The organism is Maritalea sp. (genome assembly GCF_051251695.1).
Lineage (GTDB): Bacteria > Pseudomonadota > Alphaproteobacteria > Rhizobiales > Devosiaceae > Maritalea.
On the sequence record NZ_JBPOEU010000017.1, the window covers coordinates 27,251 to 42,444 of the forward strand.

The 15,194-nt window shown below is 48.9% G+C and carries 14 protein-coding genes; 3 read left to right on the forward strand and 11 right to left on the reverse strand.

Annotated elements, in window-relative coordinates; genetic code table 11:
* Nucleotides 1-38 precede the first annotated feature (38 nt).
* Nucleotides 39-4,793, reverse strand: a complete 4,755-nt coding sequence (locus ACSHWX_RS11625) for an NAD-glutamate dehydrogenase (protein WP_435668391.1) — start codon at nucleotides 4,791-4,793, stop codon at nucleotides 39-41.
* Nucleotides 4,794-5,029: 236 nt separating this feature from the next.
* Between ACSHWX_RS11625 and leuC the strand changes: the two genes are divergently transcribed.
* Both leuC and ACSHWX_RS11635 read left to right on the forward strand, forming a co-directional pair.
* On the forward strand, nucleotides 5,030-6,439 hold the full coding sequence (leuC, locus tag ACSHWX_RS11630; protein ID WP_435668392.1) for a 3-isopropylmalate dehydratase large subunit: 1,410 nt from the start codon (nucleotides 5,030-5,032) through the stop codon (nucleotides 6,437-6,439).
* An 8-nt stretch (nucleotides 6,440-6,447) separates the two neighbouring features.
* Complete coding sequence (locus ACSHWX_RS11635) at nucleotides 6,448-7,044, forward strand: DUF4893 domain-containing protein (RefSeq protein WP_435668393.1); 597 nt, start codon at nucleotides 6,448-6,450, stop codon at nucleotides 7,042-7,044.
* Here ACSHWX_RS11635 and ACSHWX_RS11640 read toward each other — a convergent pair.
* From ACSHWX_RS11640 to ACSHWX_RS11680, 9 genes are all read right to left on the reverse strand, one after another.
* Nucleotides 7,038-7,736: a hypothetical protein gene (locus ACSHWX_RS11640; RefSeq protein WP_435668394.1), complete on the reverse strand. Its 699-nt coding sequence runs from the start codon at nucleotides 7,734-7,736 to the stop codon at nucleotides 7,038-7,040. The two genes, ACSHWX_RS11635 and ACSHWX_RS11640, sit on opposite strands and share 7 nt — an antisense overlap.
* Nucleotides 7,717-8,601, reverse strand: a complete 885-nt coding sequence (gene hfaB / locus ACSHWX_RS11645) for a holdfast anchoring protein HfaB (RefSeq protein ID WP_435668395.1) — start codon at nucleotides 8,599-8,601, stop codon at nucleotides 7,717-7,719. Before hfaB ends, ACSHWX_RS11640 begins: the two co-directional genes overlap by 20 nt.
* Before the next feature lie 8 nt (nucleotides 8,602-8,609).
* Entirely contained in the window at nucleotides 8,610-9,038 is a 429-nt protein-coding gene (locus ACSHWX_RS11650; protein ID WP_435668396.1) for a hypothetical protein, read from the reverse strand.
* Between the two features lie 138 nt (nucleotides 9,039-9,176).
* On the reverse strand, nucleotides 9,177-9,887 hold the full coding sequence (locus tag ACSHWX_RS11655) for a hypothetical protein (RefSeq protein ID WP_435668397.1): 711 nt from the start codon (nucleotides 9,885-9,887) through the stop codon (nucleotides 9,177-9,179).
* Nucleotides 9,888-10,157: 270 nt separating this feature from the next.
* Nucleotides 10,158-10,934 (reverse strand): ATP-dependent Clp protease proteolytic subunit, encoded by a 777-nt coding sequence (locus ACSHWX_RS11660; RefSeq protein WP_435668398.1) that lies wholly within the window; start codon nucleotides 10,932-10,934, stop codon nucleotides 10,158-10,160.
* The gene (locus ACSHWX_RS11665; protein WP_435668399.1) at nucleotides 10,931-12,280 is read right to left on the reverse strand and encodes a hypothetical protein; all 1,350 of its coding nucleotides are present in this window, start codon (nucleotides 12,278-12,280) and stop codon (nucleotides 10,931-10,933) included. Before ACSHWX_RS11665 ends, ACSHWX_RS11660 begins: the two co-directional genes overlap by 4 nt.
* Before the next feature lie 77 nt (nucleotides 12,281-12,357).
* A complete protein-coding gene (locus ACSHWX_RS11670) occupies nucleotides 12,358-12,996 on the reverse strand; it encodes a DUF998 domain-containing protein (RefSeq protein ID WP_435668400.1) in 639 nt (212 codons plus the stop codon).
* A gap of 55 nt (nucleotides 12,997-13,051) precedes the next feature.
* Entirely contained in the window at nucleotides 13,052-13,702 is a 651-nt protein-coding gene (locus tag ACSHWX_RS11675) for a hypothetical protein (protein WP_435668401.1), read from the reverse strand.
* Nucleotides 13,702-13,953 carry a zinc ribbon domain-containing protein gene (locus ACSHWX_RS11680; protein ID WP_435668402.1) on the reverse strand — a complete coding sequence of 84 codons (252 nt, stop codon included), beginning with the start codon at nucleotides 13,951-13,953 and terminating at the stop codon, nucleotides 13,702-13,704. The genes ACSHWX_RS11675 and ACSHWX_RS11680 overlap by 1 nt, the downstream gene beginning before the upstream one ends.
* 102 nt (nucleotides 13,954-14,055) lie before the next feature.
* Here ACSHWX_RS11680 and ACSHWX_RS11685 point away from each other — a divergent pair, with 102 nt between their 5' ends.
* Complete coding sequence (locus ACSHWX_RS11685; RefSeq protein ID WP_435668403.1) at nucleotides 14,056-14,445, forward strand: MerR family transcriptional regulator; 390 nt, start codon at nucleotides 14,056-14,058, stop codon at nucleotides 14,443-14,445.
* Nucleotides 14,446-14,479: 34 nt separating this feature from the next.
* Here the strand turns inward: ACSHWX_RS11685 and deoD are convergent, their stop codons facing one another.
* Nucleotides 14,480-15,190, reverse strand: a complete 711-nt coding sequence (gene deoD, locus ACSHWX_RS11690) for a purine-nucleoside phosphorylase (protein WP_435668404.1) — start codon at nucleotides 15,188-15,190, stop codon at nucleotides 14,480-14,482.
* Between the last annotated feature and the right edge of the window lie 4 nt (nucleotides 15,191-15,194).

The following is a 15,194-nucleotide window of genomic DNA, read 5'->3' on the forward strand; positions in this document are numbered from 1 at the left end:
GCAACGCGCTTGCGCGCATATACTCGGCCGTCGTAGTTTTAACCGCGCACCAAATCTGACAACAGACCTGCTGCCACAGAAAGGCGGGATACGCTTAAGGTGCTTTCCGTAATGCCCGTGACGATCTCACTTGTGCGATCAATGTCACTTCGACGCGCTTCACGCCAAGCGGCAAGACCGGTTTCAACGTCTGCGCTGTCAAAGCTTAGCACGTCCAGTGTAATGTCCCGCTGGGCGCGCATCAGGTTTGCAATAGCCCGATCAAGTGCCATCCGATCGTAGTAGTCATTGACTTCGATGGTGTCCTGTTGCTCGGTGATCCGCCCAAGTTTGAAGGTTTCCAGCACAGCAAAATAGGCTTTTGCTGCATCTTTTACCGAAATGTCTGCGCGTTCGCTGACCAGCACAATTTCTGACGCCAAAGTTAGCGCCGAAAGATGTGCAATCTGCTTTGCCAGTACCGCCGGCGCGCCATGATCAACAAACTGTTTGACCTGGTCGGAAATTGACTTGGCGATAAAGCTTGGCAAAATGTCATCCAGCATCGAGCGAACGATATTTATGCCCTTCGCATAGGTCTCTACAACACTGGAAATACCATCGTCAAAGCTGACATTTCTCAAGAACCAAGCCGTTTGACTTAACAATAATGTGCGCAGCTCATCATAGAGTTTGAGCTGGGTTTCGCCGTTCATTTTGTTATCAAGCTCATCAATCGCAACATTCATATCCGTTAGTCCAAAACTATCTCGAGCGGCGGCGTATGCTGCGGCGACTTGGGATGGATCGGAACCAGTTGCAGCGCATATCCGGTGTACAAAATCTGGGCCGCCTCGATTGATCATGGCGTTGCACAATACCGTAGCGATAACTTCGCGCCGTAGCCGGTGATTTTTCACCGTTTCAGGATATGTATCTGTGAGTTGTTCGGGGAAGTAGCGGAATAGCTCTTTACCCAAATAAGGGTCGTCCGGCACCTCACTGTCCAGCAATTGGCTATAAAGGGTGTTTTTCGCATAGGCCAAAATCACCGCCAATTCAGGACGATAAAGCCCTGCACCTTGGTTCTCTCTCTCCATGAGATCGATGTGCTTTGGTAGATATTCAACCTTTCGGTTCAAATGCCCTTCAGCCTCAAGTGTTTTCATGAAATCAGCATGATAGGGCAGGTCATCCAATTGTCGCCGTTCAGCAAGTGACAATGCAAGGGTCTGCAAATAGTTGTTGCGTAAGCATAATTCTGCAACTTCATCGGTCATTCCCGCGAGGAATGAATTGCGTTTTTCCATCGACATTTCGTCGTCGCGGACCAATGTGCCCAAAGCAATTTTGATGTTGACCTCCAAGTCAGAGGAATTAACCCCTGCTGAATTGTCAATTGCATCGGTGTTTATACGGCCACCGGATTTTGCAAATTCAACGCGACCCAGTTGGGTGATGCCAAGGTTTGCGCCTTCGCCAATTGCCTTTGCGCCAACTTCAGCGCCCGTGATCCTAAGCGCATCATTGGCCCGATCGCCTGCATCCGCATCCGTTTCAGTGCTGGCACGCACATAGGTGCCGATACCGCCGAACCACAATAGATCAGCCTTGGCAACAAGAATGGCCCGCATCAATTCGTTCGGGGTCATCTCGTCTTTTTCTAAGCCCAGAGCCGCAACGGCCTCTGGTGTGAGCTGAATTGATTTGGAGGAACGCGGATAAATTGCACCACCTTTGGAAAGCTTGGTTTGATCGTAATCTTGCCAGCTTGAACGCCCTAAATCAAAAATGCGTTTGCGCTCTTCCCAAGTTGATTGGGGGTCTGGGTCTGGATCAATAAAGATATCACGGTGGTCAAAAGCGGCGATCAATTTTGTTGCTTTTGATAGCAACATGCCATTGCCAAAAACGTCCCCGGACATATCGCCCACACCAACCGCTGTAAACGGGGTTGTTTGAATATCGATATCCAATTCGCGGAAATGGCGTTTTACCGCTTCCCAACCGCCACGGGCGGTGATGCCCATTTTTTTATGGTCATAGCCGACAGAACCACCGGACGCAAAGGCGTCAGATAGCCAGAAATTACGGTCGTCAGAAATGGCGTTTGCGGTGTCTGAGAAAGTGGCAGTACCTTTATCAGCAGCCACCACCAAATAGGGATCGTCTCCATCAAGGCGGTTCACTGATTTGGGCGGAATAATCTCGTCGCCATCAAGATTATCGGTAATGTCCAACAGTGAGCCGATGAATATTTTATAGGCTTCGGTGCCTTCGGCGATATATTGCTCTCGTGTTGGATTAGCTGGGATGTGTTTTGGCACAAACCCACCTTTGGCCCCAACGGGAACAATCACCGCGTTTTTCACCATTTGGGCTTTAACAAGGCCCAAAACTTCAGTGCGGAAATCTTCATGCCGGTCAGACCAGCGTAAACCACCACGAGCGATCATGCCGCCACGCAAGTGAACGCCTTCGACCCGAGGGCTGTAAACGTGAATTTCGCGGAATGGCCGAGGGTCGGGCAAGCCGTCCACTTTGGCCGCATCATATTTGATGGCCAAGGCGGGGCGACGTTTGCCGTCAACGCGTTGGAAGAAGTTGGTGCGCAGACTTGAATCGACCAAATTGACAAAGCGACGCACGATTGTATCGTCATCAAGGGACGTTATCGATTGAAGCGCTGCGCTAATTGTATCGCGGGCTTTTGCCTCAATGGTCTTCTGATCACCGACAAATTCTGGCGCGTGGCGGGTGTGGAACAGGTTCACAATTGCTTCGGCCACATCGGGATGTTTGGCCAAAGTGTTCCACATATAGCGTTGGGAATAGGTGATGTTGGTTTGCTTTAGATAACGGCCAAGTGCCCGCACAATTGAGACGTCATCCCACTCCAAAGCCGCGCGCACTGTAAGCTTGTTATAGCCATCGTTTGCCGCTTCTTTGTACCAAACCGCTTTAAGTGCGCGTTCGATCACATGGTCGATTTGAGTGAGGTCAGCATCAATGTCCGGGATTTTAAGGGTCATGTCATGCATAACCCGCTCATCCGTATTTAGTGGTGATACTGTGTAGGTACGTTCATTCACCACTTTAAAGCCGAAATTCTCAAGCATAGGCACACGGGCGCTAAGCGGAATGGCAGTGGATCGATGATAGAGCTTTAGGGAATACGCATCTTCTCGACGCGCATGTTTGGTCAAACGGACCGCAATTTGTTCGTCGTTCTTCAGCAGTTGGAATTGCTCGATATCTCTAAGCGCTTCTGAGTGGTCGTATTTTTCTTGATATGCGTTGGTGAACGCACCTGCATAATCAAGTACCTGACGCGGGTCATCCGCTGCGGCAAGCAATCGGTCGCCGAAGGTAAAGGTCAGATTGGTGATGTGGGTTTCAAGTTCATCTCTGCTCGGGCGAGGCGTTTTGCCGCCATTGCGGCCCAGAATGAAATGAACCGAAACCAATTCGCCCTCAGGGAAATGGGGATAATAGGCAGAAACGCGCGCGTCATATTGTTCCGCGAGATAGTCGCCCACTTGTTCGCGCAAATTGGAGTTATATTTTTCACGCGACATGAACAAGAGGATCGACACGAAATTGTCGAAAGGATCAATGCGCGGCAAAACCCGCACGCGTGGTCGGTCGGCCAGGGCAGAAATCGTGGTCGCAAATTCAAACAGCAAGTCTTCATCGATTTGGAACAGCTCTTCGCGTGGATAATTATCCAGTGCGTTCATCAAAGCTTTGCCGGAATGCGAGTTCAGATTATGGCCCGATTTGCGCATCACTTCCATGACTTTTCGGCGCAACAAAGGCACTTCGGTATGTGGCGTCGCCAACGACATGGATGTGAATAGTCCAAGAATACGCAATTCACCTGCGACGGAGCCATCTTCGTTGAACTGTTTGATGCCGATATAATCCATGTGGGCACGGCGGTGGACGATCGATTTTATGTTGGCTTTTGTGACCATCAAGGGCGCTGATTTTGTTAAAAAGTCAGCATGTTGTGCGGTCATTTCCACATAGTCTGCGCCGTGGCGCAAAAAATACAGATTAGGATCAGACAAGATACCCAAGCCACTGTCTGGGATAGGCTCTAAATGTGGCTCGCCGTTGACCTCTGAGAACTTATATTCGCGCATACCCAGGAAAGTGAAATTATGGTCAGCTAGCCAGCCCAGAAAATGCATGCTTTCTGAAAGAACGGCTTCTTCCACATTGGGTGGGTTGTTTCGATAGTTTCGAACCACATCACCTAGTTTTTCCAGCATTGGTCGCCAGCCCACAACGGAACGGCGCACCTGGGTTAAAACTGCATTGAGTTCATTTTTGATGTTCTCAAGCGCGTTTGGCTCAAGACCGGGCTCAAAATGAACGTGCAAAAGGCTTTCGGTTGTTGAGCCATCTTGTGCTTTTTCCAGCACTTCGAGTTGATCACCGTCATATTTAACGGGCAGAATGGGATGGGCGAACAGGCGAATATCCGCACCGCAGGCGCGAATGGCAGCCAAACCCGAATCAACGATAAATGGCATATCTTCGTTGCACACATTAACGACGTGGGTGTTTGCTTTGTTGTTCAAAGCGGAAACATCAATGGTATGATGCTGTGAATGTCGCTGTGAAAAATTATCAAATGCCTCGCGGGCAATATCCATAAATTCATCACGATTATAGTGAGTTAGGTCAGCCTCATCGATTGAGTTGACCAAATGAATTAGGAAATTTGCGAAACTTTTTTCTTGGTTACCCAGTTCGTGTGCTGTGGCAATCAATTCTGCTTTTTGTGAGGTATTAACCTGCGCCATCGTGTGGCCCCTTTAGAGATGACATAAAGGGAGCCTAATCCCAGAGTGTAAATAATAGAAGTATGAATTGACCCGTACATTTGGGTATTTGATAAGATTGTAGCAATATTCGCTCCGGTTGGTCTAAATCTGGTGGGGAACTGATCTTAAAACCTTAGCCTTGACCCGGTTTTAAGGGCGACCTAAAACTGGCGCTTGAAAATTCCTTTTGATCTACGCCGAAAGAACCAGAGCCGATGACCAGCGCACCACGTACACTTTATGACAAGATCTGGGACGATCATTTGGTCGCCGATAATGGAGATGGCACCAGCCTTCTTTATATTGACCGTCATTTGGTGCATGAAGTCACGAGCCCTCAGGCATTTGAAGGCTTGCGGATGGCAGGCCGAAAAGTGCGCGCACCAAAACGTACATTGGCAGTTGTGGATCACAATGTGCCCACCACAGATCGTTCAAACGGCATTGATGACCCAGACAGCAAATTGCAGGTTGATACGCTTGCAATGAATGCTAAAGATTTTGATGTTGAGTATTTCGACGAGCTCGATAAGCGCCAAGGTGTTGTTCACATTGTTGGGCCTGAGCAAGGTTTTACGCTGCCGGGTATGACGATTGTGTGTGGCGATAGCCATACATCAACACATGGCGCTTTTGGCGCTTTGGCGCATGGTATTGGCACGTCAGAAGTTGAGCATGTGCTTGCCACACAAACATTGATCCAATCCAAAGCCAAAAATATGCGTGTAACCGTCAACGGTAAGTTGCGCGATGGTGTGACGGCAAAGGATATTGTTCTGGCGATCATTGGGGAAATCGGCACGGCAGGTGGCACGGGCCATGTGATTGAATATGCTGGTGAAGCGATTGAAGCGCTGTCCATGGAAGGCCGGATGACGGTTTGTAACATGTCGATTGAAGGCGGCGCGCGCGCTGGCCTCATCGCTTCAGACGAAAAAACGTACGAATATATCGAAGGCAAACCTCGGGCACCAAAAGGCGAAGCGTTTGATATGGCGAAAGCCTATTGGCGCACGTTGAATACGGATGAGGGTGCGGTCTTTGACAAAGAGATCACATTAAACGCTGAAGATCTGACGCCGATTGTGACATGGGGTTCTTCACCAGAGGATGTTGTGGCGGTAACTGGTGTTGTGCCAAACCCAGACGATATTGAAAATGAAAACACCCGCGCGTCAAAATGGCGAGCGCTTGAATATATGGGTCTGAAACCTGGTACAAAAATCACTGATATTCCGATCGACCGTGTTTTCATTGGGTCTTGTACTAATGGCCGGATTGAAGATTTCCGGGCAGCGGCAGCGATCTTAGACGGCAAAAAAATTGCCAGCAGTGTAAGTGCGATGATCGTACCGGGTTCAGGTCTTGTTAAAGCCCAGGCGGAAGCTGAAGGTTTGGATAAGATATTTGTCGATGCGGGCTGCGAGTGGCGTGAGCCGGGTTGTTCAATGTGTCTAGCAATGAACGCAGATAAGCTTAAGCCTGAAGAGCGTTGCGCTTCAACGTCGAACCGTAACTTTGAAGGCCGTCAAGGCTTTAAGGGGCGCACTCACTTGGTGTCGCCTGCAATGGCAGCAGCTGCGGCGGTCGCTGGGCATTTTGTTGACATTCGTGATGTCCAATAGGGGATGATATGATCAAGGCGAAAATAGCATTAGCGGCGATTTTCGTCTTATCGACGACCTCTACAATTTTGGGCCAAGAATGCGGAACGGATGGGCTTGGCCTTTCCGTTCGTGATGTCACTCGACTGGAACATATCAGTCACACCAGAATGTTAGGTTTGTCCGCGGCGTTGGTGGGTGAACAAAAATCAGAACGGGCGATGGTTTCGTCCCTATACTCGACTGGTATCGAGGTGCCCAAGCTGGTGCAGCCTGGCAATTACAAATGCCGGACGATAAAGCTGGGCGGTAATATTTCTGCCCTTGTGAGTTACTCGTTTTTCGATTGTCGAATTTCTGCAGATGGCGAGCAGCTTAAACTGGAAAAGCTCACCGGCTCTCAGCGTTTTACAGGAGAGTTGTTCGTTCAAAAAGATGGCATAGCCTATAAGGGCGCTGGCCATTATGGCTACGAGCAGCCTAACCAATATGTTGGCGATAGCGATCGTGATCAGGTTGGGTGTTTGGTGCAGTCAGTCGGTAAACCCGAAAGTCTTATTCTGGAGTTGCCCAAGCCGTTTTTCGAATCTGTTTTTGATGTGATCGAGCTGGTTCGCCGCTACTGATTGAAGGCTGGCAAGTTTGTTGGGATTTGTGTCTTATTCACAAAACTCGCTTTGTTGCCGGCAATCACTGCGGTTGAGGTTGCGCTGGAAACCCCACCCGTTTGACGCACAATACCGGTTGTTATTCCGTCATTGTTTTGGTCGAGCGAAAAGCTAGACCGAAATCCGGTTGAGGTGAGCTTTGTTTCGTTGCCTGTAATGCTCAAATTGGACTGGTAGATTTCTGTTGAATTTGAGGTGAGCCAAACATCACCAGTTATGTCGCCAGAATTCTTTTGGTCAGCTATTCCGGTTCGCTCGTTCGCGTCGCCGGAAAGCGTGATGAGGTTGCCTGCTGCAACAGCCGTGTCTTGCAAAAATGTGCCAGTGCCAACTGTAACGGTGGACAGCGCTTTGGCCGTGCCGGATTGGGTTTGGGTGATCTGAGCGTCGCCATTTAGCAGGTCAGCATTAATCTGATTGCCGGCGGCTAATGTCGTACCGCTGATATACGTATCCGCAAAGTTCTCAATATTGATGGTGTTTTGTGTAAGTTGCGCACCGGTTTGGGTCTGGTTCAACTTGAGTTGGCCATTGAGTTCTTGCGCAAAGGCAAGGGTATTGAAACTGACGGCTCCCAATAGGAACACCATCAGCCCAACTGATTTTGGAATTTTGGCGATATTGAGCTGCCTAGCCGCTGAAATAGTCATATTTGCTGCCTGCATAATCAAGACATTGATCAATCTCGACCTTATAAATTTTGGAACTCATATCTAAGACGCTACGTTCGATGACAGAGCGGACGGCCCATTGGATGGGTTCAAGCGCACGATTGCCGCCACCAATATCAAATATTTGCTTGCCCCAAAGGAATGCAAATATGCCGCCTGAAACTTCTCGGCCAAGAATTTGTTTTTGCAACGATACGGTGTTGACCACGCGCAAGGATTTGGAATCTACTAGGCGTAGGTCCATGCCCACATTCATGACGTATGTTTTGCCCTGAAAAGCGGCTTTGATACCTTGTATCGAGCTATCATTGTAAAAGCCGTTTACCCCTTGGGATGAAATATTGTAGTTGAGCTCGGTTATGCCGCCCAACAACAGGAAGTCAGACCCTTCGATCATGCCCGCGTGAATTGGCCGATATGGCGATTTGGATGCGTTTGGGTTGAGGCGTGGATCGCCGCCCGCATCGCCGATTAGCTTGTTATTGGCCAATTTCAATTCGGCTTCCGGGATGCTCATGTCAAAACGTTCGACAAGGTTGGCACCAGCTTTGGAAAATGCGCTCATGGCCATCAAAGATGCACCTTGGGTGATTTTCTTACCGCCATCTTCGTCGGCTTTTTGAGTGTAATCTGAAATAGCGCCTACCGCGATGCGTGGAATGATCGCGCTTTTGGCTTTTGCCGCTTCGGCCATACACGTCAACGCGCTTGAATAAATCGTGCCGTTTGCGGTGACTTGGGATCCGCCAATTGGCCGAGCGTAACCAAGTTCACTCTTGCTCATTGGTCCGCTGCAGGCAGCTAAAAGGCTGAGTGTTACGACTGTTGGGATTAGTTTTTTCATGTGTTCACTCAAAATTTCAAATTGCCATTGAGCTCAATCGTACTTGATTGATCGCCGGTGTTGGTTTGGTCCGCGTCAACAATTACGGTGTTGTTGATACCCGAAGTAATCACGTTCATGATGTTGCCGCCCACAGTGACGTTGATGCCGCCGGTGGTTGAGGCTTTGTTGCCAGTTTGGTCAATTGCGCCGGTGGACAATACGCCATGGTCAAACAATATGCCGTGCCCGAAACCGGTGAATGAATTTGTGAAGGTGACATTGCCAGAGCTGTCGCGAAGGCCAAATTTGGGGACGGATTTTTCTTCGTCATTTTGCCAGCCATAGTGCTTTTCTGCCCACCCAGTTCCTGGGCTGCTCAGGTCGTTGGCGCTAGCGGCGAAGGGGAAAAACGCCCAACAAACACTCGATAATAAACAGATACTCAATTGGCGCACTTGGAGAAATCCTTCTGGTTTTGTCTCCACGATTTGGTGCAAAAGTAACTAAACTTGGTTAATTGATTGATAAACAAAAAAGGAGCAGCGATTTCTCGCTACCCCTCTTTTGGTCAACACTATGCGTGTTGATTATTCTTATTCGTCAGCGAATACGTTTGAGATATTCACAGAGTTGCCAATGGCAGCTGAGGTGATTTTCACGCCTTTTAGAGCTTCATTGATATTCACATTGGCAGTTGAAGTTGTGATTGCGCCAGCAACTTGATTTGAGTTGATGTCCAACACAGCACCAGGTGAAGACACTTTGAACTGATTGTTAGATGCTAGGTTTGTCAACTCAAAGCTACCATTTTGTGTGCCGATGTTGATGTTTGAAACAGCAGCAGGATCGATTGGTGTTGGGTTTACAACTGGTGGTGTGATGAATGATTGGTCATTGTCGATCGTAACATAATGTGTACCCAAACAGTCACCAGTATCACAAGGGTTGCCAGCTGTTTTGATGTCGACATTTGAACCAATTGCCAAGTTGGCGATTTTTGTTTTGCCCCAAACTTCATGAACATCGACGTTTACATCTGAAAAAACATCTGCACCAAATGATTGTGTTGTCGAAATGTTTGCATCACCGATTAGGTTTGCCTGGAAGTCGTTGCCAATGGCAATGCCGGTAACTTCTAGGTTCTTTGCAACTGAACCAATATTTACATTTGTTTCCTGCGTTACGAAAGCTGGAGATGTCTGAGTGTTGGAGACATATGAAGTAAGATCCCAAGCAGATGCAGCAAATGTTGTGGTTGCAAGTGCCAATGCAGCGACTGAAAGTGTTTTGAATGTGTTACGCATAATAACCTCTATTTGTTTTGACCAAAGTTTCCGCCCTGAAGCGGTTGTCAAATAGAGTGCAAACGGTGTGCCAGTTTTTTTGTGTCAAATTGGCGCATATTTGAGCTGTTTACGTCCCGTTAATGATTAACGTAAACCCCAATCTGGTACAGCTGCACCAAAATGCGCCAAGTTGTTAAAATGTGATCTTTTTGCGTGCCAAGTTTTTTGGCCTCCGCCCATGGCAATTGGAGCAATTGCGCTACCGGCTCTGTTCAATGTTGTGATTGATCAGTTGAGCTTTGTCGCCAGCTTGAATTTTTTCAACTCAGCTTGCGTGAAATAGTAAAGCTTTTCTGGCGGGGTTTCTAACGCATGAACCCAAAGTGTGGGATCTATTCCCATGTCGACAAGATGCTTGGTGATCTGGGCCGTTGTGGTTTGAGCGTCTGACATGGCTTGTGGTGCAGATATTTTGCCGCTGGCCCCATAAATTTGATGAACGCCAATGGTTGCCTTTTTACCCGCTACACGGGATACGCCGCCAGCAAATACAATCGGGCACGAAGAAGCGCAGTAACCGCCATCTTCAACAAGGGTGTTAAACCCTAAGTCTCGAATTTTGTCGGAAATTTCCAAAGCGTCGCTTACAGACCCGCCAGGGGAATTGATTTGCACGGTCTTGATATATTCCTTGGTGCGGTCAAGTTCGACTTTTATGCGTTCTGCTGCGCCGGGGTCGATATGCCCGGATAACAGCATGATCCCATTGGGGGCCAATGTTGCACTCATCGGAGCCGATAAAATGTCGGGCTGAACGGTGATTTGTTCAGTTGGACGATATTGGGGAGCGTTTGGGTTGATCTCTGGCCGATCAACCGCTGGCAAAATAGGTCGATCTGTTTGTAAAGGATCTACCCCGTCTTGGTTATCTAGCGCGGTGAAGTCGAGATAAAGCACCGTGGCGCTGCCGATCAAGAGGCCAAAGAAAATGGTGCGCATCAGATTAGCGTCGCTGGGCCAGCCCCACCATTTGGATTTTGGTATATCGGTTTCACCAACGCTCATGTGGATTTATTGTCTTTTTTATAGTCTTGACGTTTTGCCGCATCGATAGGGGTTACGTTTGGATCGTCAGACGTTGCCACCTCGGGAACCTGTTCGGGCTCGTCTTCTTCAACTTCTTCGGTTTGAGGAGGGTCGCTTGGTTCGCTAGCGGGTCGAGCGTTGGTATTCATTTCATTGAACAGACTAACCGCGCGCATCATTTCAGCGGCGGTGATTTTGTCCGCTACGTCTAGGGTTTGCGCTTCACGACGGCTGGCAGAATAAACAACCGCGAGGATGAGCACCAAAACCATGGGCAAAAGATCAATTGAGATCGCTCCGGCCCAGCTTGGTAAAAAGTCCCGAGCGTAGAGCAGCACCGCTTCGGCAGATGAAAGGGGCACAAACCGACGCGGTTGAACTCTTGGTTGTTCGAGGATGGCATCGGCAGCTGTTTTAAGCGCTACGGACTGGGCCTGCACTGCGCCCATTACTGAACGCATAACCGCATCTTGGCGTGCGGCTAAATCTTGCGTGCCGCCATCAGCTGCTGGCGCAATGAAGCCAAGGGATAAATCATCAGCCGATCGGCTAACCGATGATGCGATAGATGTTTCTTGCAAGGCCGCGATGACCCCGGTTAGGGCAACAGCTTCTGCGGCGAATTTATCGGCGCGGGGTTGCACCTCACCTTCGCCAGAAACCAAGGCGCGCATGTTGGCCAAATGAGTTGATCCTTGCTCGAACGAAGCGCTAACGGTGCTACGCGATGCCAAAATGGTGTCGCCCAACTCATCAAGTTGCGCGGACATTTGGGTGAGCAATTGCACAACGGAGCCGGAACCTGACGTGCCGGTTAAAGCACCCGACTGGCGTTCGTCATCGGCCAATCTTGAAAAGCGAGAGGAAGCGCGTTGGACGTCGGGCAATAGACTTTGGGCGGCAAGGGCATTGCCGTGGGCGGCGTCGAGGTCGGCCACATAATCTTCCAGCGTTACCGCTAAATGCTGTTCCAAAGCGGCAGACCCAGCAAGGGCGGCGGCGTTCAACCAAGACGACATGGCGACAATCATCAAACTGCCAAGCCCCATGACAGCAATCAGGGAGACACGCCGTGCGGTGTCGCGCATTAGGGGCAGGAATTTCATCATATAGGTCCAAAAGGCATAAATGCCGACGGACACGGCCACTGAATATATGATTGCTGCTGCAAAAACAGTGTCAGAGGAACCGTCGAGCAAGCTGCGGACGCCTAGATAGGTATAGACACCACTAGCAAGCGCCAGCACCGCAAGGGCAAATCGCGTCATTGTTTCGAGGCTTTTCACCCCATCCCGCAGGCGAACAGCATTATTGTCGTCGAGCATCGCAATCGGTCCTCAAATAAGTTTGACCTATATTAAGGGGATAAATCGCGACTAAAAAAGGGCAGTTGGCAAGATTGTCAGCTTGTTGAGCTTTTATGGTTAGCGCTGAAGCTATTGTTGCGCCAATAAACCAGTAAATAGACAAGCCAGATATATATGCCCGTTTCCATCAAGCGTTGCGCGAGACCAACATATTGATTGTCAGCAGTAACGTTCATCAAAAATATCAATAGAACTGGCGCGCAAGTATAGGTTAGGCGCTTGAGTTCATCCGGTTTTTTACCGATGGGGCTATAATAGGTCAAAATCGCGAGGCCCAATATGGCGCATAAATAGGCGATCAACCCCGAACTGACATGCACGATATGGGTTATTGATGGATCGTCTGGGCGACATTCAAAATCACACGGCGAGAGTGATGCAACGCCGATGAGGATTGGATAGGCAAGAAAGATGGCAAAACCGACCTTGAGGGCCGTGGATTTTGGCATGTAAGTGTAGGCAAAACGAAGTCCGATAAGCAAAACGACTTCAACAACAAAATAGCCGGCCAAATTGACCAACTGCGCGTTGGGTGCGCCTTGCGCGCCCAATTCACTCATGAATTGGGTGATGTGACTATAATTTGGATAATTGGTGGCCCCAATAACAACGGTCGCCGCCAGCCAAAAATAGCTGATTATGACCAAAGTCAGCGCTAGATCACGTTTTTTCATACAAATCCCAGACTAAACATATCAAGATGGACTTAGCGGCGAAAAGTCAGGCACGTCAACTGATCCGCAAGGGCTGATATAGAGAATGCTGGATGATGATTTTTTCAACCCGTTTGCGTTTAGCTGGCGTTGGTAGATCTGGAAGTCTGTTTTTTAGCACGTCGACCATGTCGGCTTGTTGATCAATGGGGATCGTGTTTGCGGCTATTTCTGCGTACATGGGGAGTTGATTGGGAGCCGCGCTTTTAAGCTGGGTCAGCAGTTTGGGCATTGCTGTATCTCTATATTGCTCGTTTCCAGCAAGGGCCACGAGAACTTCAACGGCTCTATCTTTTGCGATGACTGAGCCACGTTCAGCGGCTTGTAAAATCTTATCTAGTTGATCAAATACCGCACCGGGGTGTGCCGTCCCAATATGGGCGATTGCAGTGAGCGAACCCCACAAAATTCGATTGTCTTTGGTGGATAAGAGGTCGAACAAAAACGAGGTTTTTTGATCAAACGAGCCCGGAGAAATTGCAGCAACTTCATAAAGCACTTTAATCGCATCATGCTTTTGCGCTTTGTTGCCGTTTGCTACAATACCGAAGAGTTCCAAAACATCAGCGCTGTTTTCAGACTTCGCAGCAATTCGCTTTGCCAATTCGATATTTGGCTCTTCGTCATTGCGCTCAAGAGCGCAGGCGAGCTGATCTGCTAGACTCATTATTGCCACCGTTCCAGTTTCGGTAACCCGCGGGTAAAAAGCCACGCCATAAATTTGGGCATGCCTTGTTTTTGGAGTTGCTCAACACAAAAGTCTTGCATTTCACTCACCGTAAAATTGGGTTGTTTGAATTCACCAGCTTCATAGCAGAGCGAGCAATATTTTTCACTCTTTTGGCCATCGGCTTCGGTGCCGCCGCCATTTGGGTCTTTCTTGAGCGGCATCGAGCAGCTTTGACAAAGTCCGGACATGATCAAATCCTCAAGTTACTTAATTGTGCAAATCTGGCGGTTATGTCCACCAGCAGATTGCATGGGCATGAGTGTTGATATAAAAACCATGGAGTAAAGTCAATGGTTTGTAATCTTGGGTTTTGGAAATTTGAAATGCGCATAGGGGAATTGTCAAAGCGAAGTGGATTGAGCCGTGACACAATTCGCTTTTACGAACGCGAGGGTCTGATCCAATCTATGCCAGCACTAGAAGCGACTAATAGCTATCGCCATTATCCCGAAGAAATTTTGGACCGGTTGGATGTTATTGGTCAGGCGCAAGATGCAGGCTTTTCCATTTCAGATTTGAAATACCTAACTGCGTTCTGGGATGGCACAGGCCAAGATTTTGATGGTGAGGGCTTTTTGAAGGTCAAGGCGCAGGAAGTGAAAACCACCATCGAGCGGGCACAAGGGTTTTTGAATTTGCTAGAAGTTACGATAGAATCGTTGGAGAGAGGACCGTCTTAGTTTTACCCAATGCGGCCCTCAAGTTTTGTTGAAATTAGATCTGTGTGGCCAACTCTAAGGATAATTGTGCCATATCGGTCAGTGATGATTGACGTTGTTCTGCGTCGATTTCGTCACCGGTCAGAATGCAATCGGTCATGGTGCAAATGGCGATGGCGCGGCATTTTTTGGCTGATGCAATGGTGTAAAGCGCGGCGGCTTCCATTTCAACGGCAAGAATATCATGGTCGATCAATGGCTGGTAGCTTTCGATGCCCTTGGGCTGATAAAAGCTATCAGACGAAACAATGCCGCCTGCGTGCCACTTCATTTCTTTGCTGTCTGCCAAATCTGCAGCTTTTCGCATTAAACCAAAGTCGGCATGTGGTGCATAAGTAAAATGGCCAAACACATGGTCGAACATTTTGCTTTCGGTTGACGCCGATGCGCCGAGCACGAGATCGCGCACTTTGACTTTTTTATTCAGGCCGCCACAGGTGCCGATGCGAATTAGGTTTTTCACCTCGTATTTGTCGATCAGTTCATTGACATAAATCGCCAAAGAAGGCTGGCCCATGCCTGTGGCTTGAACGCTTACGGGTTTGCCGTTGAATGTGCCGGTGTAGCCCAAACAATTGCGCACCGAATTGACCAGCTTAACGTCTTGCAAAAAGGTGTCCGCAACCCATTTTGCGCGCAATGGATCGCCAGGAAGAAGAACGGTTTCAGCGTAGTCATCAGGTTTTGCATTATTGTGGGGCGTCATTTTA

Bases quoted from the DNA above. Each gene is read 5' to 3' on its own strand.
- ACSHWX_RS11625 (WP_435668391.1), bottom strand. From the start codon at position 4,793: ATGGCGCAGGTTAATACCTCACAAAAAGCAGAATTGATTGCCACAGCA.
- ACSHWX_RS11635 (WP_435668393.1), top strand. From the start codon at position 6,448: ATGATCAAGGCGAAAATAGCATTAGCGGCGATTTTCGTCTTATCGACG.
- deoD (WP_435668404.1), bottom strand. From the start codon at position 15,190: ATGACGCCCCACAATAATGCAAAACCTGATGACTACGCTGAAACCGTT.
- ACSHWX_RS11680 (WP_435668402.1), bottom strand. From the start codon at position 13,953: ATGTCCGGACTTTGTCAAAGCTGCTCGATGCCGCTCAAGAAAGACCCA.
- ACSHWX_RS11665 (WP_435668399.1), bottom strand. From the start codon at position 12,280: ATGCTCGACGACAATAATGCTGTTCGCCTGCGGGATGGGGTGAAAAGC.
- ACSHWX_RS11685 (WP_435668403.1), top strand. From the start codon at position 14,056: ATGGTTTGTAATCTTGGGTTTTGGAAATTTGAAATGCGCATAGGGGAA.
- ACSHWX_RS11640 (WP_435668394.1), bottom strand. From the start codon at position 7,736: ATGACTATTTCAGCGGCTAGGCAGCTCAATATCGCCAAAATTCCAAAA.
- hfaB (WP_435668395.1), bottom strand. From the start codon at position 8,601: ATGAAAAAACTAATCCCAACAGTCGTAACACTCAGCCTTTTAGCTGCC.
- ACSHWX_RS11675 (WP_435668401.1), bottom strand. From the start codon at position 13,702: ATGAGTCTAGCAGATCAGCTCGCCTGCGCTCTTGAGCGCAATGACGAA.
- ACSHWX_RS11655 (WP_435668397.1), bottom strand. From the start codon at position 9,887: ATGCGTAACACATTCAAAACACTTTCAGTCGCTGCATTGGCACTTGCA.
- leuC (WP_435668392.1), top strand. From the start codon at position 5,030: ATGACCAGCGCACCACGTACACTTTATGACAAGATCTGGGACGATCAT.
- ACSHWX_RS11660 (WP_435668398.1), bottom strand. From the start codon at position 10,934: ATGAGCGTTGGTGAAACCGATATACCAAAATCCAAATGGTGGGGCTGG.
- ACSHWX_RS11670 (WP_435668400.1), bottom strand. From the start codon at position 12,996: ATGAAAAAACGTGATCTAGCGCTGACTTTGGTCATAATCAGCTATTTT.